General features: G+C 41.8%; 28 protein-coding genes, 1 tRNA gene and 1 riboswitch. Of the genes, 16 read left to right on the forward strand and 13 right to left on the reverse strand.

Features of this window, described 5'->3' with window-relative positions; translation table 11 throughout:
- Positions 1-642: 642 nt before the first annotated feature.
- Positions 643-1,128 carry a CotY/CotZ family spore coat protein gene (locus tag G6R08_RS17745; RefSeq protein WP_079529437.1) on the reverse strand — a complete coding sequence of 162 codons (486 nt, stop codon included), beginning with the start codon at positions 1,126-1,128 and terminating at the stop codon, positions 643-645.
- 197 nt (positions 1,129-1,325) lie between these two features.
- Here G6R08_RS17745 and G6R08_RS17750 point away from each other — a divergent pair, with 197 nt between their 5' ends.
- The 5 genes from G6R08_RS17750 (at position 1,326) to G6R08_RS17770 (ending at position 3,484) form a co-directional block, all read left to right on the forward strand.
- Positions 1,326-1,559 (forward strand): hypothetical protein, encoded by a 234-nt coding sequence (locus G6R08_RS17750; RefSeq protein WP_163529846.1) that lies wholly within the window; start codon positions 1,326-1,328, stop codon positions 1,557-1,559.
- Positions 1,560-1,625: 66 nt separating this feature from the next.
- Positions 1,626-1,952, forward strand: coding sequence for a DUF1360 domain-containing protein (locus G6R08_RS17755; RefSeq protein WP_163529847.1), 327 nt, complete (start codon positions 1,626-1,628; stop codon positions 1,950-1,952).
- A gap of 74 nt (positions 1,953-2,026) precedes the next feature.
- Positions 2,027-2,164, forward strand: coding sequence for a hypothetical protein (locus tag G6R08_RS22170; RefSeq protein ID WP_240339765.1), 138 nt, complete (start codon positions 2,027-2,029; stop codon positions 2,162-2,164).
- Between the two features lie 73 nt (positions 2,165-2,237).
- Positions 2,238-2,543 (forward strand): hypothetical protein, encoded by a 306-nt coding sequence (locus G6R08_RS17765; RefSeq protein WP_163529851.1) that lies wholly within the window; start codon positions 2,238-2,240, stop codon positions 2,541-2,543.
- 35 nt (positions 2,544-2,578) lie between these two features.
- The gene (locus G6R08_RS17770) at positions 2,579-3,484 is read left to right on the forward strand and encodes an MBL fold metallo-hydrolase (protein WP_163529853.1); all 906 of its coding nucleotides are present in this window, start codon (positions 2,579-2,581) and stop codon (positions 3,482-3,484) included.
- Here the strand turns inward: G6R08_RS17770 and G6R08_RS17775 are convergent.
- From G6R08_RS17775 to G6R08_RS17790, 4 genes are all read right to left on the reverse strand, one after another.
- Positions 3,471-4,145 (reverse strand): DUF421 domain-containing protein, encoded by a 675-nt coding sequence (locus tag G6R08_RS17775; protein ID WP_163529855.1) that lies wholly within the window; start codon positions 4,143-4,145, stop codon positions 3,471-3,473. The two genes, G6R08_RS17770 and G6R08_RS17775, sit on opposite strands and share 14 nt — an antisense overlap.
- Positions 4,146-4,249: 104 nt before the next feature.
- Complete coding sequence (locus G6R08_RS17780; RefSeq protein ID WP_163529857.1) at positions 4,250-4,678, reverse strand: GNAT family N-acetyltransferase; 429 nt, start codon at positions 4,676-4,678, stop codon at positions 4,250-4,252.
- Complete coding sequence (locus tag G6R08_RS17785) at positions 4,678-5,193, reverse strand: YjcG family protein (RefSeq protein WP_163529859.1); 516 nt, start codon at positions 5,191-5,193, stop codon at positions 4,678-4,680. Before G6R08_RS17785 ends, G6R08_RS17780 begins: the two co-directional genes overlap by 1 nt.
- Positions 5,194-5,239: 46 nt before the next feature.
- Positions 5,240-5,962, reverse strand: coding sequence for an alpha/beta hydrolase (locus tag G6R08_RS17790; protein WP_163529861.1), 723 nt, complete (start codon positions 5,960-5,962; stop codon positions 5,240-5,242).
- A gap of 227 nt (positions 5,963-6,189) precedes the next feature.
- On the opposite strand from G6R08_RS17790, the gene G6R08_RS17795 reads away from it, so the two are divergent.
- Positions 6,190-6,262: transfer RNA gene (locus G6R08_RS17795), tRNA-Val, on the forward strand.
- A complete protein-coding gene (locus G6R08_RS22175) occupies positions 6,239-6,766 on the forward strand; it encodes a nucleoside hydrolase (protein ID WP_240339766.1) in 528 nt (175 codons plus the stop codon). Before G6R08_RS17795 ends, G6R08_RS22175 begins: the two co-directional genes overlap by 24 nt.
- Before the next feature lie 174 nt (positions 6,767-6,940).
- On the opposite strand, the gene G6R08_RS17805 is transcribed toward G6R08_RS22175, so the two are convergent.
- The 3 genes from G6R08_RS17805 to G6R08_RS17815 form a co-directional block, all read right to left on the reverse strand.
- On the reverse strand, positions 6,941-8,050 hold the full coding sequence (locus tag G6R08_RS17805) for a M24 family metallopeptidase (protein ID WP_163529863.1): 1,110 nt from the start codon (positions 8,048-8,050) through the stop codon (positions 6,941-6,943).
- 29 nt (positions 8,051-8,079) lie between these two features.
- On the reverse strand, positions 8,080-8,841 hold the full coding sequence (locus G6R08_RS17810) for an arylamine N-acetyltransferase family protein (protein ID WP_163529865.1): 762 nt from the start codon (positions 8,839-8,841) through the stop codon (positions 8,080-8,082).
- 107 nt (positions 8,842-8,948) lie between these two features.
- Complete coding sequence (locus G6R08_RS17815; protein ID WP_163529867.1) at positions 8,949-9,548, reverse strand: trimeric intracellular cation channel family protein; 600 nt, start codon at positions 9,546-9,548, stop codon at positions 8,949-8,951.
- A 147-nt stretch (positions 9,549-9,695) separates the two neighbouring features.
- Here G6R08_RS17815 and G6R08_RS17820 point away from each other — a divergent pair, with 147 nt between their 5' ends.
- From G6R08_RS17820 to G6R08_RS17830, 3 genes are all read left to right on the forward strand, one after another.
- A complete protein-coding gene (locus G6R08_RS17820) occupies positions 9,696-10,847 on the forward strand; it encodes an ArgE/DapE family deacylase (RefSeq protein WP_163529870.1) in 1,152 nt (383 codons plus the stop codon).
- A gap of 399 nt (positions 10,848-11,246) precedes the next feature.
- Positions 11,247-11,326: riboswitch (glycine riboswitch) on the forward strand.
- A gap of 102 nt (positions 11,327-11,428) precedes the next feature.
- Positions 11,429-12,511, forward strand: a complete 1,083-nt coding sequence (serC, locus tag G6R08_RS17825; RefSeq protein WP_163529872.1) for a 3-phosphoserine/phosphohydroxythreonine transaminase — start codon at positions 11,429-11,431, stop codon at positions 12,509-12,511.
- A gap of 14 nt (positions 12,512-12,525) precedes the next feature.
- Positions 12,526-13,725: a phosphoglycerate dehydrogenase gene (locus G6R08_RS17830; RefSeq protein WP_163529874.1), complete on the forward strand. Its 1,200-nt coding sequence runs from the start codon at positions 12,526-12,528 to the stop codon at positions 13,723-13,725.
- A gap of 252 nt (positions 13,726-13,977) precedes the next feature.
- Here G6R08_RS17830 and G6R08_RS17835 read toward each other — a convergent pair whose 3' ends face one another.
- The gene (locus tag G6R08_RS17835) at positions 13,978-15,666 is read right to left on the reverse strand and encodes a GMC family oxidoreductase N-terminal domain-containing protein (protein WP_163529876.1); all 1,689 of its coding nucleotides are present in this window, start codon (positions 15,664-15,666) and stop codon (positions 13,978-13,980) included.
- A gap of 6 nt (positions 15,667-15,672) precedes the next feature.
- Positions 15,673-16,275 carry a hypothetical protein gene (locus tag G6R08_RS17840; protein ID WP_163529878.1) on the reverse strand — a complete coding sequence of 201 codons (603 nt, stop codon included), beginning with the start codon at positions 16,273-16,275 and terminating at the stop codon, positions 15,673-15,675.
- A 457-nt stretch (positions 16,276-16,732) separates the two neighbouring features.
- On the opposite strand from G6R08_RS17840, the gene G6R08_RS17845 reads away from it, so the two are divergent.
- The 3 genes from G6R08_RS17845 to G6R08_RS17855 all read left to right on the forward strand — a co-directional run bounded on the left by G6R08_RS17845 (position 16,733) and on the right by G6R08_RS17855 (position 18,059).
- The gene (locus tag G6R08_RS17845) at positions 16,733-16,930 is read left to right on the forward strand and encodes a hypothetical protein (RefSeq protein WP_163529880.1); all 198 of its coding nucleotides are present in this window, start codon (positions 16,733-16,735) and stop codon (positions 16,928-16,930) included.
- A gap of 4 nt (positions 16,931-16,934) precedes the next feature.
- Positions 16,935-17,501, forward strand: coding sequence for a nucleoside/nucleotide kinase family protein (locus tag G6R08_RS17850; RefSeq protein ID WP_163529881.1), 567 nt, complete (start codon positions 16,935-16,937; stop codon positions 17,499-17,501).
- A gap of 69 nt (positions 17,502-17,570) precedes the next feature.
- Positions 17,571-18,059 (forward strand): DinB family protein, encoded by a 489-nt coding sequence (locus G6R08_RS17855; protein ID WP_163529883.1) that lies wholly within the window; start codon positions 17,571-17,573, stop codon positions 18,057-18,059.
- A gap of 126 nt (positions 18,060-18,185) precedes the next feature.
- Here G6R08_RS17855 and G6R08_RS17860 read toward each other — a convergent pair whose 3' ends face one another.
- On the reverse strand, positions 18,186-18,452 hold the full coding sequence (locus G6R08_RS17860; protein WP_163529885.1) for a hypothetical protein: 267 nt from the start codon (positions 18,450-18,452) through the stop codon (positions 18,186-18,188).
- Positions 18,453-18,610: 158 nt separating this feature from the next.
- Between G6R08_RS17860 and G6R08_RS17865 the strand changes: the two genes are divergently transcribed.
- Positions 18,611-19,486 carry an AraC family transcriptional regulator gene (locus G6R08_RS17865; RefSeq protein WP_163529887.1) on the forward strand — a complete coding sequence of 292 codons (876 nt, stop codon included), beginning with the start codon at positions 18,611-18,613 and terminating at the stop codon, positions 19,484-19,486.
- Positions 19,487-19,540: 54 nt separating this feature from the next.
- On the opposite strand, the gene ymzB is transcribed toward G6R08_RS17865, so the two are convergent.
- On the reverse strand, positions 19,541-19,897 hold the full coding sequence (ymzB, locus tag G6R08_RS17870) for a protein YmzB (RefSeq protein WP_240339767.1): 357 nt from the start codon (positions 19,895-19,897) through the stop codon (positions 19,541-19,543).
- 198 nt (positions 19,898-20,095) lie between these two features.
- On the opposite strand from ymzB, the gene G6R08_RS17875 reads away from it, so the two are divergent.
- Positions 20,096-21,025: an MBL fold metallo-hydrolase gene (locus G6R08_RS17875; RefSeq protein WP_163529889.1), complete on the forward strand. Its 930-nt coding sequence runs from the start codon at positions 20,096-20,098 to the stop codon at positions 21,023-21,025.
- A gap of 69 nt (positions 21,026-21,094) precedes the next feature.
- The gene (locus G6R08_RS17880) at positions 21,095-21,616 is read left to right on the forward strand and encodes a nitroreductase family protein (protein ID WP_163529891.1); all 522 of its coding nucleotides are present in this window, start codon (positions 21,095-21,097) and stop codon (positions 21,614-21,616) included.
- Between the two features lie 315 nt (positions 21,617-21,931).
- Here the strand turns inward: G6R08_RS17880 and G6R08_RS17885 are convergent, their stop codons facing one another.
- A complete protein-coding gene (locus G6R08_RS17885) occupies positions 21,932-23,308 on the reverse strand; it encodes an aspartate aminotransferase family protein (RefSeq protein WP_163529893.1) in 1,377 nt (458 codons plus the stop codon).
- Between the last annotated feature and the right edge of the window lie 52 nt (positions 23,309-23,360).

Raw genomic sequence — 23,360 nt, forward strand, 5'->3', positions numbered from 1 at the left:
CTCGTAATTTGGCATCTCCCTTTTCCTTTGTTATAGCTGAAAAGGAAGGACTATGTAAAAAGAATAAGAACATGAAGAGTGAAGAGAATCCGATTTCATATATGCATGACCGAGCGATTTGACTGCATAATTGAAAACCCTTCAAGGCCGGAGTCACTTTTATAAATGTTTTAATGAACGGAAAGTTACGGTCGAAAAAGACGGGTTTCTTTTATGTCCCTCCTTCACCGTTTCATAGTCAGTGGCTCGCAATCTTTGAATGAAGTCACCGTTCATCTTGCTCGAAATTGTTCACAAAGTTAAGCATGGAATGCCTTCAGTTTTAGATTACTCTGATTTATCGGGGTGGAGTTGTCCAACATGAGTGTTGGCTAATTCAGTATAACCTTTTTTATACAAGAACATGGCAGGTTATGAAATAGAGGGGGTATCCAACATATAAGGTTGGACCCCCCTCCCTTTCTAACCGTTACTTGAAGTTAAAAAACTGATCAATCATTACACACATGGGTCTTTTAAGCAGCTAAGGGGATTAATAAAGATGACTCCGGTTTAGTACACCGAAGTCTCCTTATAAGTGCATAATCCCTTTACGCTCATTTTTTCATTTGATAGGTTGAAGTTTCCGCATATGACACTGCTTTAAAATAGTGCTGAAACAGCTGGCAGGCAAGTCACGTGGCAGAAGCAATCTAGATCAACTGTAATACATATGCCGGTAGCACTTAAGTCTCCTGTCGCCTGTTCTGCCGGGCAATCATGCTTGCATTCACAATGTTCGTCTTCATCAGGAGAAAGAAGCAATTCCAACGTAGCGCAGCAATCGTCGTCTACATCTTTCACTCGGAAGAAGAAACTTTCTTTGATATCAAAGTCATCACTGCCATTCTCGCAGCGCTTTCCTCCAAACCCTTTAAATGGCTTACATGTTCCTTTGCAGTAAAGAATAACAGGGATGGTATCACGGCCATTTCCTCCGCCGGCACCGCCAACCAAGTCATCGATAGACTGTCTGCATCCGGAATCACAGCAGTTGTTACCAACTACATCATCTTGTGCCGCTTTGATATCTCTAAGGATATCGCAAACACAACTTTCTACATCATAATTTCTTTCTTTACAGCCCATTTATTTAACTCCTTTCTGATTTCCAAACGTATTGACGTATTGTCCTTAATAGACTATGTAATTATGCCCTGTGGGTGTGGGCATCTGACTGTTTTATAAGAATTGCTGAGGAGAAAGGGATGATTGGGCAGGTGACCATACCAAATAATGAATTCAACCATAAAATATCAATGACTTTTAATAAGGAGATGAAATGAATGTCTGAAAAGAAAAAAAAGGTGATCCATGTTAAGGATCTTGTTATTAAAGCAGACAATGTTGTTATCGAACCGCAGCATCACGATAAACACGACAAACATGATAAACATGATAAACACCATGACTGGCGCGATAATGATCCTTTCTTTGGCGGACGCAGAAGGGAACATGATGAGAAGGATAAAGGTCATGATGATGAATCAAGTTCACGCGGAGGGTTTTCCTGGCTCTAATTTATTGGTAATGGTGAGGTCACTACAAGGTAGTGGCCTTTTTCTAACGATTAAGGAGGAAACAACATGGATATGGGATGGTTTGCATTTATCGTATTAATCTTTGCCAGCTTTCGTTTTACAAGACTAGTCGTCGATGATCTTATTCTGGAATGGGCTCGCAAGCCGTTTGAAAAAGTAGTAACTACTACGGATTCAAGTGGTCATTCAGAGGAATGGAGGGAGCCAAGGGGGATAATCGGTGAATTCCTCCACTGTCATTGGTGTGTAGGGGTCTGGTCAGCTTTCCTTATGATTGTTATTTATTATTTGATTCCTTACGGTGAAATTGTTCTGCTGATATTAGCAATAGCCGGTCTCCAATCCATTATTTACGAATGGAGTGAGCACTGATTGGAAAGAAACAAAAGTCTCTCATCAAACTGATGCAGGAAATTGACAAGGAAGTAAATCAATCAGACGGTTTAATGAAGAAACCGGAAAAGCGTTTCACGGAGTGGCAGCGAGATTTTGATGCCTGGGAGAAGCGTTTTTCAAAAAGAATGACCAAAATCGAGAAGGAACTGAATAAGCAAATGAAGAAGATGGAAAACTTTTTTGAATAGTTCGGGTAAGAACAGGAATACTTTTAAGCAAAAGGGGTATCTACTTATATAGAAGGAAGGGGGAGAGGCTTCAATGGGATATATTCTTCCAGTCACTCATTATCAGTATATGGATTATAAGAAACGAGTCACTCAGACGGCGCGATCGCCTTTTGCTTTAGATGCTGTGTTTAAAGCTACTCTCGATCAAAAATTGGGGAACGCACACGAGCAGCAAAGTGAACTTCAAGAAAAAAATGACGTAAAGAATGAACCTTTGCATCCACTATACACTCCAGCGACGATTCACTATCATCCTGTACCCCATACTCAGAACGTTTCAGAAAAAGTTTATTCCAATGTTACCGGTAAAGGGCTTCACTTCAGTAAGAGGGTATAGTCCTATCCCATGCCATCGATCAAGGAGTTTTTCCTATGTCCTTTAAACAAATCAATGAACACTGCTATTACTATCACGGGGCCGTGAACATCGGGTATGTCCATGAGGGAGCGACTGGTCTGCTGATTGATACCGGAATTGATCGCTCTTCCGTAAAAAAAGTGCTCAAGGAACTCAAAGCCAGAGAGCTTCCCTTGACGCACTTATTTATTACGCATGCCCACGCAGATCACTATGGCGGTGCTGCTTATGTGCAAGAGCATTACCACGTACATACAATAGCCCCTGTGCTGGAAGAGGCAATTTTGCGAAACCCTCAGCTTGAACCGCTTTATTTGTTTGGCGGAAACGACCCATTAGAGGAATTGCACAATAAGTTTCTACAAGGTCCAGAGATGCATGTAGATCAAATCGTAACAGAGGGCTCTCTGCCCTTAGGTTCATTACAGGGGGAGATGTATTTATTACCAGGGCATAGCTATCATCAGCTTGCTCTACACATTAAAGGTGTCTTATATGCGGCCGACACCTATTTTAGCGAGGATCAATTGCATAAGCACAAAATTCCATACGTGACAGATGTGGATTTGACACTTAAAAGCCTGCACAAGCTTTTAGAATTTTCCTGTGAAGGGGCTTTGCCGGGCCACGGAGATTATGAAGAGAAATACAAAGAGACCGTTCAGGCAAATATAACGTATCATGAGCGACTCTTGCACTGGCTTGAAACTTATCTGCAGTCACATCCAGAAGGTACTACTCATGAACAAGTTATTTCAGCTATGTGCCAAAATTATGAGGTGAATGCTCCGCAATTTTCGCAATGGCTGTTATTCAGAACGGCTGTCACAGCCTATCTCGTTGCCTTAAAGAAACAGGAGCGGGTACAGGATAGGGTGGAGAATTTTCGCTGGACTTTTTACCCTGCTAATAAGGCATAATAAAAAGCTGTTCACCTGGTGTATATTCAGCCATCAAAATTTGGTCCACACTCGATATATTTTGGTTGCGTAATTCATTTTGCAGCCATTGTTTATCAAATCCGGCTTCTTTCAAGTTATCCCAAATGACTTCTCCATCGCTTATAAAAATACTCGACAACGAAACAGTCGATAAAGGAATATTCAAATCTTTCTTGGTCGGGGTCTGATGCTCTGATTTCTTTAACACGGAGATCGATCCATCAGTTTCAAGTACGGCATATTGTACGTCTTTTATCGTGAACACATCTTTGGATCGCAATAAATGCTGAAGCTGATTAATATCTAATTTATTCTTCTTCAACTGCTTTTTCATGATTTTACCTTCATGAATGACCAGGGAAGGGCTGCCTTCGAGAAGATGCCTAGTCCCTTTGAATTTTTGAGTTATAAGTTCGGTTACGGAGATCAGAATCCCCCAAAGTACAATCATAAACGCCATTTGTCTTAGTCCAACTTCGCCGTCATAAAGAGCATTCCCCACTAGCTCGCCTAATACTAAAGCAGAGATAAAGTCAAAGGGCGTAATTTGAGTAATTTGAGTTTTCCCAAGGATCTTGGTTATAAGAAATAGGGCGACAAACCCAAAAATAATTTCAGCGAACATTTGTAGATAAGCCATACCATCACCTGTTCCTCTAGCGTATTGTCTAGCTATCATTCTAGACGAAAAAGGCGGCTTCTATACAAAAAAGATCTGCCTTTGGTTAGGCAGATCTTTTTCATTTATAAGTCTTTAATCATGGTAACGTGAGGGATGCCGGCATCCATAAATTCTTCAGAAATGGTCCGGTATCCCAGGCTTTCATAAAAGCCTTCCGCATGCGTTTGGGCATTGAGTTTCGCTTTTGAATACCCTTCGTGTTTAATGACGTTTTCCATATGGTGAATCATTTGCTGGCCATACCTATGACCTCTGAGAGCTTTTTCCACGCAAATTCTCTCAAGCTTTGCATAATCTTCGATAAATCGAAGTCTGGCTGCTGCAAAGGGCTTCCCATCCAGGTAGCCGACGAGATGTTTAGCGGAATCATCAAAGGCATCGTGTTCATCAGCTTCTGAGACACCCTGTTCATCAATGAATACATTCCGGCGTATCTGAAAGGCGTCGGTTAATTCTTGAGGATTTCTAACGGTGCGGATATCCACCTGCATTACTCATCACCGAATCGAAAGGTTTCGTAAACACTCCAGGCTCCATTTTCTAACTGATAAAGCAGTTGAAAGCGATCCACTTTGTCTACGATATCAAAGCTTTCCATACTCAAACTTCCATATACATCGGAAAACTCTTCGTCAGACAGCTTTTGCGCAATCGTAATGTGAGGCACAAAAGCGTACTCCTGATTATCAGGCATGGTGCCATTACGTAATTTTTCATTTAGTTGAATAATTGGGTCAGTGGGATTGACTTTTAAATAAATCGTGTTTGTTACAGGTGAAAAAGAACTGACCTTTGTTACTTCTACTGAGAATTGAGATGTATCTTTGGCGATTTTTTCTAACTCTGGAATAACTTCTGCTTCCAGCTTCTTTTCCTCTACTTCAAACGGTTCTTTTAGAGTAATATGTGGTGGAATCAGAGCGTAATGCGGGTCATAACGTTTACGATAAGAGTTCGCTTCATCCTGTACTTTTTTTGATGGAAAAATTGCTATACCATATTTCATTCAGTTGATCCCTCCTAATTCTTTCTTTACACGCTACTTACGGCAATTAGCCAAATATCGTTAATAAAGCTCGTTTGAAATCCTGCTGCCAGGACTTCCAGGTATGGTCCCCAACGAGCTCATGAAACACATAAGATAAAGACTGCTGAGATAAGTATTGTTGTAGATCGAGATTGGGCGTCAGGAAATCTTTAGTCGCCCCATCTGTCGTCTCCACTGCGGTTTCTTTATTCCCAATCGTATGGTAAATCGTCAAGGTTGACAAATCTTTAGCTGATTTTACAACTTCCATCACATGAGGATCTACATAAGGACTTTGCATAATTACATTGCCAAATACGTTTGGAAATCGGGTTGCTGTCATTAAGGCCAGCGTACCTGCAAGTGAATCTCCAACGAGCGTACGCCCATTTCCCATATAGAAACCAGGAAGCTCTTCTTCTAGAAAAGGAACAACTTCCCTTACTAAAAAGTTAACATAATCACCTTGCTTGTTTCCATCAGGATGGTACTTGTCCCGACGATCATGCTTATTATGATAATGAATGCCAATGAAAATTGTGTTTTCAATCTGTCTATCTGCATGAAGCTGATCACTCAGCGTCGCAGCGCGGCCCATCTGAAAGTAGTCGTTTCCATCCTGCATAATACAAAAATGGTATTTATACAGGGGTGAGAAATTTTCAGGCGTGTACACTTTTAGTTTCATTTCTTCATTGAGATACTGGCTGTCGATGCTGTATTCAGTCATCTTCCCGTCTCTCCCCATTTGACCACCTCCTAACATCCGATCGAGTTCGCGCATGGAAATTCCCGTATCGTAAATCGTGTAACGTCTCCCTTTTATTTTATCATATAATTGTGAAAAAAAGGAGAAGGGAACCGATTTGCCCCGTTAGAAAATTTTCAAACTAAAAAAACATCGAAATATGTTGACAATGATGTCATAGCATTGTATATTAATAGTTGTCCTGACAACAAGATGTTACATAATATGATTCCGTAGCTCAGCTGGGAGAGCGCCACCTTGACAGGGTGGAGGTCGTTGGTTCGAGCCCAATCGGAATCATCCATCAAAGTGCCGGAATGGCGCAGTTTCCTATCAAAGGGGAGGCTGCGTCATTTCTTTTGTTTGGGTTTTTCCCTCGCCCATGCTGCTATACGTATATCGGGTTACTGCCATCGTGAAAGGTCAAATGAATTTATAGCCATGTTACGCTTTGGTGAAATTTCTAGTAATCTATCAGAAAAAACTGGGGCTATTGTAGCCGACGATGTTGCTAAAATAGTAGGTGAATTACTAGAATTTTTTGCTTCAACCTATAAAGAGATGTTCGATTTTGATGGCGGACCCGTACATGATGTTTTAACTGTGGCCTATTGTATTGCTCCAGAATTATTTAAGACAAAAGATGTAAATATTACGGTGGAAACGAAAGGGGAACTAACCTCAGGGACAACTCTAGTTGATGTACATGGGGTCACTGGTAGAAAGATTAATGCCAGGTTTGGATTAGGACTTGATGTGGAAGGCTTTTGGGAGCTAATGATTGAATCTCTTAAGAAATACTAGAATCTAGTTTGTAAAGCGGTAACCCCGCATTCTGCTAAATTGCAATGTATAATAGGAGTGTAAAAGAAGGAAACAAAGCGTGAACTGCTTTTCATATAAAAGGTATGATGAACCCGCATCTTAGATAAGAATGCGGGTTTGGTTATCTCTGACAGTAGTAATACCTATGACGTTTTAACCCCCTAAAATTTGTAACTCCCTTGGGAAGGAAGTTAATACCTCAACCTTTCCGCTTTCGTTTATATAAACTTCATCTTCAATGCGTACTCCGCCAAAACCAGGGATATAAATGCCAGGTTCGATCGTAAATACCATACCTTGTTCAGCTGGATCCTCATTCATTTCATGGATCGATGGTTCTTCATGAACCTCGATACCTAGACCATGTCCAACACGGTTATTAAAGTATTTGCCATAGCCGTGGGCATTAATGACGTTTCTCGCTTCGATATCAAATGTTTTGACAGGGACGCCAGCTTCTACTGACTTCACGCCAGCCTGATTGGACTTCAGGACAATATCATAGATTTCTTTTTGCTTGTCCGCCGCCTCGCCAATCATAAACGTTCTGGTTATATCTGAACAGTATCCATCTCTTATAACCCCCATATCAATTAATAGGAAGTCACCTTTTTGAAAAGGGCGATCACTCGGGCTGCCATGAGGGAGAGCCGATTTTTCCCCAGATAATACAGTGGTTGAAAAGGAAGGGCCTTCTGCGCCGTATTTCTTCATGAGATATTCTAATTCGGCAGTTAATTCTAGTTCAGTCATCCCTATTTTTACCTTTTTAATTCCTTCGGCAAGAACTTTTTCAATGATATCGACAGCCTGTTGTACGTAACCCATTTCACTTTCAGATTTTCTTAATCGTTGTGCGTTAATGGATGGTTGGATGTCTACATAAGATGCTTCAGGAAAATGAGTTACTAATTGATTATGCTGATACATGCTTACACTCTTCATCTCAAGACCGAAGGATGTGATATTCTCCCCGAGTGTATCTTTTAGTTTCTTAAATGGATTTTCTTCATCTGAAATCGGAACGACCTGTTTAACAATAGATTCATCAGCAGCTATTTCTTCATCCAATGCGGGAACAAATAAGGTGTATTCCTGGTTGCGGTTATCAACAATTAATCCCATAAATCGTTCGTGTGGATCTGAGTTGAAGCCAGTATAATAGAATACATTTGCAGGTGATGTAATCATAGCCACATCAATATCTTGATTTTCAAGAGATTTTTGCAGTGTTTCTAATCTGTTTTGGTAATTGATAGCCATCGTAAGATCCTCCCATTCTGTTTGCTGAATTATTTATCGTAGTGATTAATATGGATATCGAAATATTGTTCCAGGACAGACGGTTTTTCACTATTGCTGACGTTCGTCTTTTGTTTTTCCTCATGACGAGTGACGATTAAAGAATTTCCTGAAAGTGTAATCCGTCCATCCAAGGTGGCCAATGATACGATTTCCTTTTGGGTAAAGTGGGACTCTGGCGAAGTCTGATTAAAGTGGCAGGCTTTTTCAAACTCTGATAGTTTTCTTGGTTTCATGTCGAGGCGAAATAATGTTTCCCATTCATCTTGGTTATCCTGTCTTTTTAAATCATAAATTTCCTCTTTTATTTTTACCATACAGTACACTCCACTAACATCTTCCCGTGTTTCACCAGTTAAAGGAAGTGGCATCCTAACGGAATCACCGAAACCGACATCCACTAAATACGGCTGGTCCATCTCGACAATAAGGCAAGCATGGCTCCCTTCCATGGTCCAAGAGCCGTCGGGACGCTTAACTGTAGCAGATACAAAACGGCTATTGAAACCAAGGCTTTGTAATAGCCAGTTAAACAGACCATTTAATTCATAACAAAAACCACCACGGCGGTTTAAGACTATTTTTCGGTAATAAGTTTCAACATCTAACGGGATCGGAACATGGTGGATTACGTCCAAATTCTCAAAGGGAACATGGAGCATATGTTGTAACTGAAGCTCTTGGAGCGAATCCAAAGTTATTCCTTTCGCATTATCAAGCCCCATCCGTTGTAAATACTGATCAACCTCCATTACCAGAATCCTCCTTTTGATTATTGAAAATAAACCGTATCATTCCTACTGATTCATTACTTTTATAATATCCAAATACATATTTCTTTTCTTAAAGCTTTAGAGCATCATGACATGGAATGCCGAGGTAATCGCCATTTGAAATGCACGGATAACATCCTCAATGTTACAATCGCAACAAAAAGAATACCTGTTGTCCAAGGTCCCTGGATAATTCCGAGACCAATCATTAATCCGCCAAGTGTCGCCCAGAGGGCATAAATCTCTGCACGAAAAATCATCGGTTTTCTCCCTGCAAAAACATCCCGGATCATACCACCGCCTGAGCCCGTCAAGGTTGCCGCAACGAGGACCGCACTTAATGGTGCGCCGATTTGAACAGCGCTGAGAGCTCCTTGTATTGCAAATGACGCCAACCCCATCGCATCAAAAAGAATACCCCATTTATCCCAATATTGCAGCCACGGATTCGGTAGTATAAATACAACGATATTCGTCAAGAAGACGGCGATGAATAAATCACCTTCTGTCCAAATGTTTTCAATCGGTATGCCAATTAACAAATTACGAATCGTACTGCCTCCAAATGCCGTCGTGAATCCTAACACTTGGACACCTAATATGTCATAATCCTCTTTTATTGCAATTAAGGCACCACTGATGGCAAAAGCAAGGGTGCCTATGATATTAAGTACTTCCCACGTCATTGTATTTCTTCCCTTTTTAAGTTTAATGATATTTTATAACGATTCGTTCATTTTTCCAACTCATGCATGTTAGAAGTACATTTTATGAGAATTTTTGGTCGGTTAACGTAGAAAAATAAAGGGTAGACTGAATTCTGAGGTGATAATATGGATCAAGAACAAGCCAAATCATTTTTAAAAGACATCATTCAAATTAAAAGTGTCAATCCTCCAGGTAATGAAACGGAGGTTGCTGAGAAATTACAAAAGCTTTTTGATGAATACGACATAGAGACCGAACTCGTTGAATACGATGACAATCGGGCTAATTTAATCGCTCGTTTAAAAGGGGAAGAAGATGGGCCCGTCCTTGGACTCACGGGACACATGGATGTTGTCCCTACTGGGGAAATCGAATGGGAACATGATCCTTTTGGAGCGGAAGAAGTAGATGGGAAAATTTATGGACGTGGGACGTGTGATATGAAAAGTGGTCTCGCTGCCTGTGTGTTAGCCATGGTTTCGCTTAAAGAAGAAGGTCTGCCGAAAAAAGGCGAGATAACCCTTTTAGCAACGGTTGGTGAAGAGGCGGGGGCTGTTGGTGCACGTCAACTGACAGAAAAGGGATATGCCGAGCCGTTAGATGCCCTTATCGTCGCGGAACCAACGCAAAATCACATCAAGATTGCTCACAAAGGGGCATTATGGCCGCAAATTATCACACACGGGAAAACGGCTCATGGTTCGATGCCGGATATGGGAACAAATGCTGTGGCCCATATGAATGAAATTATCCATAGGATGTTAGGTGAAGAATTTGAATTAACATACGAGGAAGACGACTTGCTGGGTGGATCTACTTTTAGCATTAACGTCTTCAACGGAGGGTCCAACACGAACGTTGTTCCCGACCAATGTTTCGTGAATATCGACATTCGAACGGTTCCGTCTCAGGATCACAAACAAATCATCGATCAAATCGACCAGATCATACAATCTGCAAAAGGAACATACCCTGATCTTAAGTCGGAAATCCGTATTCTGAACGATCAAACTCCTGTGAAGACTTCAAGTGAGGATCCTTTCGTTAAATTAGTTCAAGACACCGCTGAATCTTCAGGGGGATCAACAACACTTGGGGGAATAACCGGCTACACGGACAGTTCACAATTTACGCATGCAGATAAGGAGTTTCCCGTCATTGTGCTGGGACCTGGGGATACATCAGTAGCTCACCAGCCCGATGAGTATGTTGAAGTCGATGAATACCTGAATAGTATTCAACTCTATAAGGAGATTGCTAAGAAATTTTTGACATAATTTCTTAACAGACCAGGCTTGAATGTCTAAGCCATTCCCGATAAATTTACCTCTATGAAAACGGCTCTTTTTAAAGAGTCGTTTTTAAATAGTTATCTGCTTCCTGGTTCTCTTAAAGACTTTCAATTGATGCCTTTACCTATAAACGAACAAATACAATGAATTAATTTAAAATGTTCGCATTTGACTAAAATGCCTTAAGATTAACAAAGTAAGCGCTAACAATAAGAATACAAGAGAATTGCTAGTTTTTCACCCCTTGATTAGTTGTGCAATATAATTTATAATCCAATAATACAAATTTTCTAACTTTTAAAAAACGAACGATGTTTTCTAAAAGCTGTTAGTTTACAACTATATAATGAGTTTGCGTTGATTGCTATGGGTCGCACTATAGCAGGAGCAATTTCTGGAGAGAATGCAATTCGTTGCATCGCCGAAGGGTTCACAATCTCAGGCAAAGGGACAGGAGGATAATAAATACTTATTTGTTATTCTGACATCTAAAGAGGCTGGGAAATCCCAACCTCTTTTTTTATCATAGTGAGCTCTAATCAATTGAATGAGGGAGTTAGGATAACATGGAGAGAATTTATAATTTTTCAGCGGGTCCTTCTATACTGCCGCTGCCAGTATTAGAGAAGGCCCAGCAAGACTTAGTGAATTACGCTGATTCAGGCATGTCTGTGATGGAGCTAAGCCATCGTTCGGAATTATTTACAAATATTATTACAGAAGCGGAGCAGCTGCTTCGAGAACTGATGAGGATCCCGGAGAATTACAAAGTGTTATTTATGCAGGGGGGAGCTTCGCAGCAGTTTGCGATGGTGCCGATGAATCTTTTGGGCAAAAGTGGCAAAGCGGATTATGTCAATACAGGGTCCTGGTCAAAGAAAGCGATCAAAGAAGCTAAGAAATATGGGGACATTCGCGTGGTCGCTTCTTCAGAGGATGCAAATTTCACGTATATACCAGCTGTCGACAGCAGTATGATTGACCCAGAAGCGGATTATATTCATATTACGACGAATAACACCATCGAAGGAACAACTTTCCACGATATTCCCAATACAGGAGATGTACCGCTAGTAGCGGATATGTCATCTAATATTTTATCGGAAGAAATAGATGTTTCTCAATTTGGACTGATTTATGCGGGAGCGCAAAAAAACATTGGTCCAGCAGGATTGACGGTCGTGATTATGCGTGAAGATTTAATCGGGAAAGCATCTGATAACTGTCCGGCAATGCTCAATTATCAAACACACAGTGACAGCGGGTCTTTATATAACACGCCGCCGACATTCGGCATTTATATGGCAAAGCTCGTTTTTGAATGGCTGAAGGAAGGTGGCGGGCTGAAGGAAATGGAGCAGGTTAACCGTCATAAAGCTCAAACTCTCTATGATTATATTGGGAAGTCAGAGCTGTTCTCATCTCCTGTAGAGAAAGACAGCCGATCGATCATGAACATTCCTTTTGTCAGTCCGTCAGCCGAGCTGGATGTTGCTTTCATTAAGGAGGCAAAAGCCCTGGGGCTTGAGACGTTAAAAGGTCACCGTTCTGTAGGCGGCATGCGTGCCAGCCTTTATAATGCGATGCCGGTTGAAGGAGTTCAATCATTGGTTACGTTTATGAAAGAATTTGAAGATCATTATAAATAAAAGGGGAGATCGTAATGGGGACAGTAACAGTAGATAAATTGAACACGATTAAAACGTTTAATAACATTGCTCAGCGTGGCTTGGATGTATTCGACAAGGTGAATTATACAATAGATAACGAGAGTAAGAGCCCTGATGCCATTGTGGCTCGCAGTTATAACATGCATGAGATGGAGTTTGACAAAAATTTAAAGGCGATTGCAAGAGCGGGGGCGGGAGTAAATAATATTCCCGTTGATGACTGCACTGAACGTGGAATTGTCGTGTTTAACACACCAGGGGCAAACGCAAATGCTGTCAAAGAAATTGTGCTCACCTCATTGATGGCGCTATCCCGCAATTTATTTTCAGGTGTATCCTGGGCTCAGACGTTAAAAGGTAAGGGCGAAGAGATTCCGAGTCTTGTAGAAACGGGCAAAAAACAATTTATAGGGCAAGAAATTAAAGGGAAGACTCTGGGTGTGATCGGTTTGGGAGCGGTTGGGTCGCTCGTAGCCAATGATGCACTGGACTTGGATATGAATGTGGTTGGGTTCGACCCGTTTATTTCGGTCAACACCGCTTGGAACCTCTCCCGCAATGTCCAACGGGCCATGTCCATGCAAGAGCTGTTTGCTTATTCTGATTACATTACAGTTCATGTTCCGTTAACGAAGGATACAAGCGGCATGTTCAATGAAGAAACATTTAACACGATGAAACAAGGCGTGAATATTTTAAACTTTTCACGCGGTGGTTTGGTGAACGAAGAGGATATGGCCGCTGCCCTTGAAAGTGGCAAGGTAGGAAAATATGTGACTGATTTTCCGAATGAAAACATCCTGGAAATGGAAAATGCTATTCCTCTGCCGCATCTTGGTGCCTCTACAAAGGAATCAGAGGAGAATTGTGCGATTATGGCTGCGCGTCAAATACAGGATTTTCTGGATACAGGGAACATTAAAAATTCAGTGAACTTCCCGAATGCGTCACTGCCTTATACAGGAAAGCGCCGTGTGACGGCTTATCATCATAATGTTCCAAATATGGTAGGGCAGATTACGTCTGCTTTATCAAATTACAACTTGAACATCGCTGATATGGTGAATCGAAGCCGGGATGATTACGCTTACACTATGATTGATATTGATAATGAAGTAAATGGAGATATTCTTCCTGATTTAGCGGCTAACATTGAGGCGATTGAAGGAATGGTTTCGGTACGGATTATATAAACAGGTAAAATTAACAGCCAGAACATTTATTGTTTTTTGCAATAATGTTCTGGCTGTTTTTTTGGGTTGTAGTGACGCTGAAAATGAGTTATTTAAGAATTCGGAGCAGTTATTTAAGAATCAGGCTCCGTTATTTTAGAATCCTACTTCGTTATTTAAGAAAACTCTATGTTTACTTCAGAATCATACCCTGTTATTTCAGAATAACGCAGGAAAAACGTCACTACATGTTTGAAAAACGGTTCATGAGATTCAAAAGTATTTTTTATAGATTTGCTCAGCAGTCCTGGTGGCCAAAACCTGAGTGGTTAAGGTCGGGTTTGCACTTCCCAGCCCATTATTGAGGACACTGTTGTCTGCTATAAATAACCGGCTGACTTGAAATGATTCACAGTTTTGATCGACAACATAACCCATTCTCATGGTGCTCATCATATGGATCATCATCCCGTCGGGCCAATCGGAATGGACCACATTTCTTGCTCCGGCCTGGAAAAGAATGTCTGCTGCAATTTTCACTAATTCCCGCTTTTTTCGCAATGTGTTCGCACTTGGCGTATAACGTATCGATGGGATAGGACCATTTTCATCAGAAGCAGTGGCTGAGACCGAGACACCATTGTTCATGTCAACTTCATCATCTGTACAAATTAAGATATTAAGGGATGATTTATAATCTGCCATGAATTCTATTAAATCTTCTCCCATCACACGGCCTTTTTGAATGGAATGTGGTTCTGACTGGTCCATGGCTGATTTGCCTAACGCATAGGTGAAGCTCGCCATTAATCCTGGACTGGTTCCGATCGTTTGGATAGAGCCTAAGCCAGGATAATCCAGCCTGGCACCGGATGTATGGCCGACGAATGGGTTAACTGCAGGACTTCCTAAGATAGCGAGCAGATCTTTTTCATTAAAAATTCCAGTGACCATATCCATCTGATGATTCACAAGCCCGCGGCCTACCCATTCGTTAACGGGCAGGGCGGAATTCAGCCACAAACGGGGGGTTTCGATGGCACCCGCAGCTGCAACAATACAGTCGGAAAATAATTCTTCCTGTTTTCCGGTCCATGTGTTCCTTACTTTCACTCCAATGGCTCTTACTCCTTCGGCAGGGTGGTTTTCTGTGATGATTTTATAAGTGAATGTATTGGGCCGGATTTCCACATTGCCGGTATGTAAAGCTGAAGGTACATAGCTGACATTTGTGGAACGCTTAGCAATTTTAGCAACAGAGGGGCCATGCGGACAGCCGTTTATACAATGTCCCGCGAGTGTACAGCCTTCCATCCATGACAACTGCTCTTCGGAGTAGGATGGGTTAAGAAGTTGTGAATTAGGCGGCAAAATCGCGTTAGGCTGAGGGCGGTATCCTGGAGTTTTAACATCGAAAGTAGTTAGAAGGTTCCAGCCGGCTTTTTTTGCTCCAAAATAAAAAAGTTCTTCTTTAGAGGTAGTAGGGGCGAATTCCACAGGGAGTTCGGCTTCAACTTTTTCGTAATAAGGGGTCAGGTCGCTGTAGGTTAGCGGCCAGTCCCCATCAATAGAAGCTGGAAAGGCGCGGGGGGAATTGGCTAAGTAGTGTTGAGTCGTACCTCCCACGCCTGAATTTTGCCATACAAATCCTCTTTGATGATAGGACCTGTTCCAAGGCGGGTGTTCTCGATTCGCTGGCCCCCAGCGCAGCTTACCTGAAATTTGATCATTCATATTATTTTCTAACTTATTGTAATTCTCCTTAAACAGGACAACATCTAAATCATTCGGGCAACTGCTGGAAACACCCCCTGGCGCGGTATTAGGATGAGGCCATTTCCTATTTCCATACCATGGCCCTGCTTCCAGCACAAGCACCTGTAACCCGAGTTCACCCAGTTCCTTTGCAATAACTGCTCCGCCGCCACCTGCCCCAATTACGATTACGTCCGGTTTTTGCATATAAAATCACTCCGATTTTAAGTTTTGCATTTGTAATAGGTAACCTCTGAAATCTCGATAGCCAAAAGACGGTCCGGGATATTCCGTATAGGACCAGCCGACTGGATACGTACAAAGATGCCTGAAGCTCGGTGGATTACAGCGAGTAACCCCATATCCATACCATTCAGAATAATAGCCGAAATATGTTAATTGATAGATAGAATCGACGGTGATCTGTATGAGGACATGATCATTTTTAAAAGGAACTGGAAGCGTGTCGAGAGGAATCTGCAGATTTAGTAAACGGTCCAGGGCGACGCGTCGGTCCTCCCTGGATAACGTTGAAAAAAGACCTTCGCAAGCAGGGAAAGGTAAATGGCGGCGTTCCTTATAGAGGTGAAAAGCTGCGAAATCTAGAAGGTGGGAGGTTTCGTTTGCTAGTGGTGTTGGCAGACTGTCAAAAGACATCATAAGGTATTCCCAAGTACACAAGTCCACACTGCCATATTGAAACGTCCAACCAGATGAGTATGCCATGATACTGGATGGGATAAGTGTATCAACCACGGCCTTGAAATTTATTTGGGTAGAGTATGGGCATATAGGGTAACAAGCTGATGTGATCATGTAACACCTCTTTATTTACCTATTTAAGGTTATAAATTAGGGATTACATTATATTAGATCTTCTGGAGCGTAAATATGATGAATGAATACTTCTTTTAATATTGAGAGGTCAAAAGGTCGTAATCACGAAATGAATAAGTCCATTATGTAGAAGCCATCTGGCATTAAAAATGTACTGATTATTACTTGAAAAGCGAGTGCAATAATAATACCTACTACTACAACTGCTGTGATTATATCTATAGCTTTAGTCAAAATCGATCCCTCCGTCTTTTTGGTTAACCTCATTATCTTCACAGTAACAAAGTATTTCCTATTATTCGAATAAGTTGTAACCTTTTTGAAGATCTTATGAGAAAATGTCGTCCAAAATATGGTAAAATATAGTTGGTATCAGAAGTGTAGCTATTTTTGTGAGACCGGAGGAAGTTTTATTAAAGCAGGGGGAGTGCTTAAGATGGATAAAAAAATGAAATCGGTGATTGGATTAATAGGCTCTCTTCTTGTATGTTTTTTTGGTTTATACCGCTTACTGGTTGAAGCCTCATCGACTGCTGACTTATTGCTTGTTCCTATAGCGTTTGCGGTATCAGGTTTTATAGGTGTTATTGGAAATTCACGTAATTTATTAAAGTTAAATAACAGGCCAGAGTAAACATATGAAACGATTGGATCGGAGACCAAAAGTCATCTCAATTGCAGCAGTATCCGGTGGGGGCAAGACTACGGTTACGAAAGGCTTAGAAGAGGAGTTACATAATGTAGTGAGCTTATTTTTTGATGAGTACACCTTTGAGAATTCGCCAGAGGATTTAATTGAATGGGTAGAAAAGGGAGCAGATTATAATGAGTGGAACCTAGAACCTCTCATATTAGATGTACAACATTTACTCCATTATGCTGAAAAGCCGCCTACATATATTCTACTTGATTATCCTTTCTCTTATAAAAATAAAGCAATGCGGGAATTTATTGATTTTTCTGTTTATATTGATACTTCCTTAGATGTAGCAATGGTGAGACGACTATTAAGGGATTATCCTGGTGATTCAATTCTTCATGTTCATAATGATTTAAACTTTTATCTGAATCACGGAAGAAAAGGGTATTTGGAAATGGAAAAGTCGATAAAACCAAATTCTGATTTCGTAATTAATGGTGATTTATCATCAGAGGTTATCGTGAACGTTATTATAGATGAAATGAGAAACAGAGGATTGTTTTAAAAAACAATTCCAACTCCATTGAGCTTTATTAAGGTAGTTAGATTCTTCAAAAATTGGGAGTGTGAAGCAATGAATGTTTTGAAAGAACAATACGAATGGATTCGGTTTACAAGAGAAAAACTATTTCAATATTGTGAAACGATAACAGCAGAAGATTATATGTGTGAACTTGATCAATTCGGCTGGGGATCGATACGAAACCTGCATGTACACGTTGCGGAATGTTATCAATCTTGGCTTGGTAACTTTGGTCTGCAAAAAGGCCTTACATTAGTAACGCCGGAACTGGCTGGGAATGTGGAAGATATGAGGGGGATTTTCGAAAAAGTAGATCGGCTTGTCTATGAGTTTCTGGAAGAGTTTGAAGGCCAGTGGAACATTGGTATCTCAGGTCCTGTGTCATGGAAAGAGGAGGAAGAAGAGTTAACTCCTCTTTGGCTCTACACTCATGTAGCTACTCATGAGTTTCATCACAAAGGGCAAATTGTATCGATGAGCAGGCAGTTGGGTAACATACCTGAAGATACCGACCTTATTGAACCAGAGAGAGATAAATAGTTTTTTAGCATAGCTATAAGTCCAGAATGACACGATTTCCTGCTAAGGTCAGCTCGTGTCATTTCTATTTTATATGTAAACGGTTCTTTTACGTTTGATGGAGATCCCTATTTCATATCCGCACGCTTAGACATGCTGCTTGAGGAACGCTAAACCTGCCTGCGTGACTCGGGGATCAGATAAAGAGACATCCAGAAAATCATCTAGCCTTTTGTTTAAGCCGAAACCTGAGGCGAGACGGTTTTTGAGCGTGTGTTCAAGGATATCATAAAAGGATTCTTCACTTAGGTGTCCTTGCCAGCGGTCGACTTGCTTAGGATACTGCTGAATTGCGTCAAGGACTCGTGCGACTTCGCCATTAAATTCCTCAATCGATTTAAAAATGATGAGCACTCCCTTCCCTGTATCCAGGTTACAAGAATTGTGTCGACGTTCATTGCTCAGAAAAACGTATTATTTTTCTTATACCCGTAATCCTGCACAACGAAGCACGAAATGTCGGGAAGGCGTCATCGGACTCTTGTTACTCTTTAAAGGAAGGAGGTCAGCTAATGGATTCGCTAAAAGGTATGAATGAAGCTATCGATTATATTGAAAAACATCTTCTAGACGAGGTTAATTTGAAAGAAACGGCAAGACGTGCGTATTGTTCGGAGTATCATTTCAAGCGAATGTTTTCGTTTTTAGCTGGTGTGTCGTTATCGGAATATATTCGCCGCAGACGACTGACACTGGCAGCATTCGAGCTTAAAAACAGTCAGGAAAAGGTTATTGATATAGCTTTAAAATATGGATATAACTCACCAGATTCCTTTTCCAGAGCTTTTTTCAATATTCATGGCCTTACCCCATCTGAAGCTAGAAAAAATGGCCATTCTCTTAAAGCTTATCCGCGAATGACCTTTCAATTAGCCATTCAAGGAGGAGAAGAAATGAACTATCGAATTGAAGAAAAACAACCATTTCGGATTGTTGGCAGACAGAAAAGGGTTCCGATCATTTTTCAGGGAGAAAATCCGGAGATTACAGCGATGTGGAAAACGTTAAGTAAAGAGGCTATTGATAAACTTAAAGATCTTTCTAATGTGGAACCAGCCGGATTGATTCAGGCATCGACGAACTTTTCTGAAGGCAGGATGGAGGAAAAAGGGGAACTTGACCATTATATTGGCGTCGCCACGACAAAGGAGGCTCCGGAAAACTTCGCCCAGCTTGAAGTACCAGCCTCAACGTGGGCAGTATTTGAAGCGGTCGGACCGTTCCCTGATACGCTGCAAAACGTTTGGGGACGCATTTATTCGGAATGGTTTCCGTCCTCGACTTACGAACAAACAGAGGGGCCGGAAATATTGTGGAACGAGCATATGGATATAACATCCCCAACTTTTACAAGTGAAATTTGGATCCCCGTTGTCAAAAAAGAATAGCTGTTGACTTGCAAAAATCCCCATTCATAGGTGCAGAAGGGGATTTTTGCGTTTCTATTGATCGATCAGTTCAATTATATAGGTTCCGCGCTCTGTGATTAACGAGAAGCGTGTATCGTCAAATTGGTACAAGCTCGTGTCCTCTAGCGGTATTTCGTAAAAAGATGACGGGAGCGGCTGGGGAGCGGGTGATTCTGTTTGAGTGGTTCCCGTTCCATTTAATTGCAGAGCATGCATCGGTTCGTACTCATCGAGTCGCCTCGTATTGGTCTCATATGAGATTGAATCCAGCTGCATCAAAGTTTCGTCGTGATCTTCGAGTTCTTGTTTTGTCACTTTAATGGTTTTACCGCTCCACTGCTGCAGCAATTCGTTAAATTCCTCAACGGATAAGTATTCTCGGTTCATCATAATCCCTCCTGACCTTTAGATTTTCCTAAGAGGCTTGAAATCATACGGAAACAGGGCTTTCGGAAGCGTGCGTGCTTGTACTTTTTGAATTGTCAGACAGACTAATTGACGAAGGCGGTGCAAAACAGCTAAAGTTACCAGTAATAGGAATTACTTATATTTTACTCTAGAACGAGTTTGTTTAAAGGGGAAAGCTGTATGCTGGAAGAAATGACAAAAGGGATCTACAAACTGGTGGTTCAGTTTCCATCAGGGATGCAAGAAGTGAATTGTTATTTGATCGAAGGTGAGCGGGGTTACACCGTCATTGATACAGGCACATACTCTGAAGAGGCCAAGGCGGGCTGGGAGGAATTGCTGAAATCAGGGGTGGCGATCGAAAAAGTTGTATTGACGCATACTCACCAGGATCATATTGGGCTTGCAAGGTGGTTTCAGCAGGAGAAAGGTGTTCCTGTCTATACCTCAACGATCAGTTACGGTGAAATGAAGAAACGCCGTGAAACAAATGTCAGGCGCAACATTGATCGTTTAGTCAAACGTCACGGTGGTCCCGGAGTTCCTGAGGAAATGGCTGATGATTCGTTTATTTACGATTTCGAACCCGATGGTTTTTTTGAGAAAAACGATCAGATTCAGTTGGGCGACGATATTTATGAGACGATTTGGACGCCAGGTCATGCTTGGGATCACGTTTGTTTTTACAATGAAGAGAAGCAAGTGATGATTATTGGCGATCACTTATTAAATCATATTTCCCCTGTGATCGGGCTTTGGCTGGGTGAGGAAAGTGATGTCTTACGGGAATATTACGATTCATTGGAAGGGATCAAGCCTTATCGCGCTCGTGTTGCGCTGCCTGGTCATGGGGAGGCGATCGATCATTTAGCTGAGCGGGTTGATGAGGTCAGGAATAGGCATGATCAACGCCTTCAAGAAGTGTTGGATAGGGTTCAAAATCAATGGAGCACAGCCCATGACGTCTGTCAGGCTATGTATGGAACGTTACATATTATTTTATTCTTAAGTCCTTTCATGGCAACACTCACTCGGTTGATTCATTTAGAAGGAAATGGAAAAGTGGAGCGGAAAACGATCGACGGGAAGGTGTTGTTCCGAGCGTATTGAACGAGTTTCCATAGGCTGCAACAGGGTATAGAACTGAAGAACCTTTCTTTCCAAATGGAGGAGATAAGTATGGAGGTCTTGGAAGCCATCAAGGCAAGAAGAGAAATTACATCTTATAAGGATGAACCGATTCCTGATGATATCTTGCGTCAAGTGGAGGATGCGGGAGTTTTTGCCCCGACAGGCAATAATCTTCCATCTAAACATTTGATTGTGGTGAAGGAACGGGAAACATTGGATAAGTTAGCGGAGACCACCCCCTATATGGCTTGGATGAAAGAAGCCCAGGCAGCTATTGTGGTGGCCGGAAAACCAGAAATTAGCAAATATTGGCTGCAGGATGCTTCATTTGCCTGTGCGTTTATCTGGCTTGAGGCTGTTGAAGTGGGTCTTGGTTCAGCCTTCGGAGCCATCTACCATGCACAGGATCAGCAAGAATCCGCTGAGCGGGAAACGCATGTAAGAAAACTCCTCGGGATCCCTGAGGAATGTCGTATTGTAGCGGGACTAGGACTCGGGTATCCAGACCAAACTCCAAAGCCAAAAAACCACGTACCGAGAGATGAAATCGTCCGTTATGAATCATTTTAAAGAAGGTGTGAAGAAATGAGGTTGTCCCAAAAGTGTAAACCACTTAAAGGACAACCTTTTTACATATAATTACCACCTCAGGTCATCCTTTCATTTCCATTTTCAAAAAAGAGAGTGGTGGATTCGCCTCACCTTATTATCAGCATGTTTTTAGATAGCTCCCTGACGTGATGCGATAACGTCCTGTCTCAAAAATATAGCGACCTGTCTCAAATAGATACTTCCCTAACTCGACGTCATAACGACTTAACGCACAAACATAACGCCGTAACTAAAATTAAGGTCCGCCTGGCAGTAGTTATGGATGCTCTACTCTCAGTTGAGTTTTGACAAGGCTTGTTCATAAGCGGCAAGTGTATCCTGCACTTCTTTTTCCCCGTGAACCGTCGATAAACTGTAGCGATTTAACGGCTTCGTATAAATACCTTCGTTTAGCAAAAGAAAATCCAACTGTTTTCTCATCGAAAAATTTGCTTGTTGAAATTCCCGATGGTTCTGTATCTTTTCTTTATCGGTGATGACTACATTGAAAATAGATCCGAGACCAATTGTCTGCATGGAAATTCCGTGTTTCGCAAACAGTTCGCTGATTCCTTTTTTCAACTGGCGGGTTGTGACCAGAACATGATCCATCTCTTGTTCAAGGACGTGGATGGTGGCGAGCCCGGCAGCTAGAATAGTTGGGTGTCCGTTGTATGTGCCGCTATGGAACAAAACATTTTTTGCTTGGGAGGTTTTACTTTGGCTGGAGTCGAACACATCTGAGTTGGAAGTTGGAGCGCTCGTCATGAGCACGTCTTGCTTTCCTCCTACAATCCCCACCGGAAAACCGCCACCGATTACTTTTCCTAATGTAGTAAGATCAGGTGTGATCCCGTAAGCAGCCTGAGCACCGCCGAGCCCGATGCGAAAACCTGTCTTGACTTCATCAAAAATAAGCAGGATGCCGAGCTCTTCTGTAACCTTACGCAGTCCTTCCATAAAGGCCTGTTCCGCTGGGATAAATCCGCTCTGAATTGGCTCAAGGATTACCGCTGCGATGTCGTCTTTCTTTTTCCGTAAAATCTCTGCTGCAGCGTCAAGGTTGTTGAATGGCAGGACGATGGTGTGTTCCTGATGATATGGGTCGACTCCTTTTGATTCAATAACAGATGACGGCTCCGCAGCGGGACCGGCATTGTCTATCGGAGGATTAACGCTTAAGAGGACTTGGTCATAACCTCCGTGATAGTGACCTTCAAACTTGGCAATTTTGTGCTTGCCTGTGTAAGCATGGGCCATGCGGATGGCTAAAAGGGTCGCTTCTGTACCTGAATTTGTATAACGAATCTTTTCCATACTCGGGTAGTGCTGCATGATTTTGTTCGCCATTTCTACTTCAAGGCGGTGCGGGGTTCCGAATAAAAATGTCCCGTTATCCTCCATCTGGGACTGGATGGCATGAGTCACGGCTGAATGGCCGTGTCCGAGCATGAGGGCGCCGTATGAGAGGAGGTAATCTACATATTTATTACCATCGATATCATATAGATACGCGCCAGCGCCCTGGCCCATAATAATTGGATAAGGGTCAAAGGCTTTAATATTGGCTGTCACACCGCCGGGCATCACATGTTTGGCTGCTGTTGAGAACTCCTTGGATTTCGGTGTTCTGTTTAGGAACTCCGCTAACGCTTCGTTTTTGGTTTGCATAAACACTCCACCTTTCAGAAAAATATATTACTTATTTTATTTATTATGAAAT

The organism is Halobacillus ihumii (assembly GCF_902726645.1).
Lineage (GTDB): Bacteria > Bacillota > Bacilli > Bacillales > Halobacillaceae > Halobacillus_A > Halobacillus_A ihumii.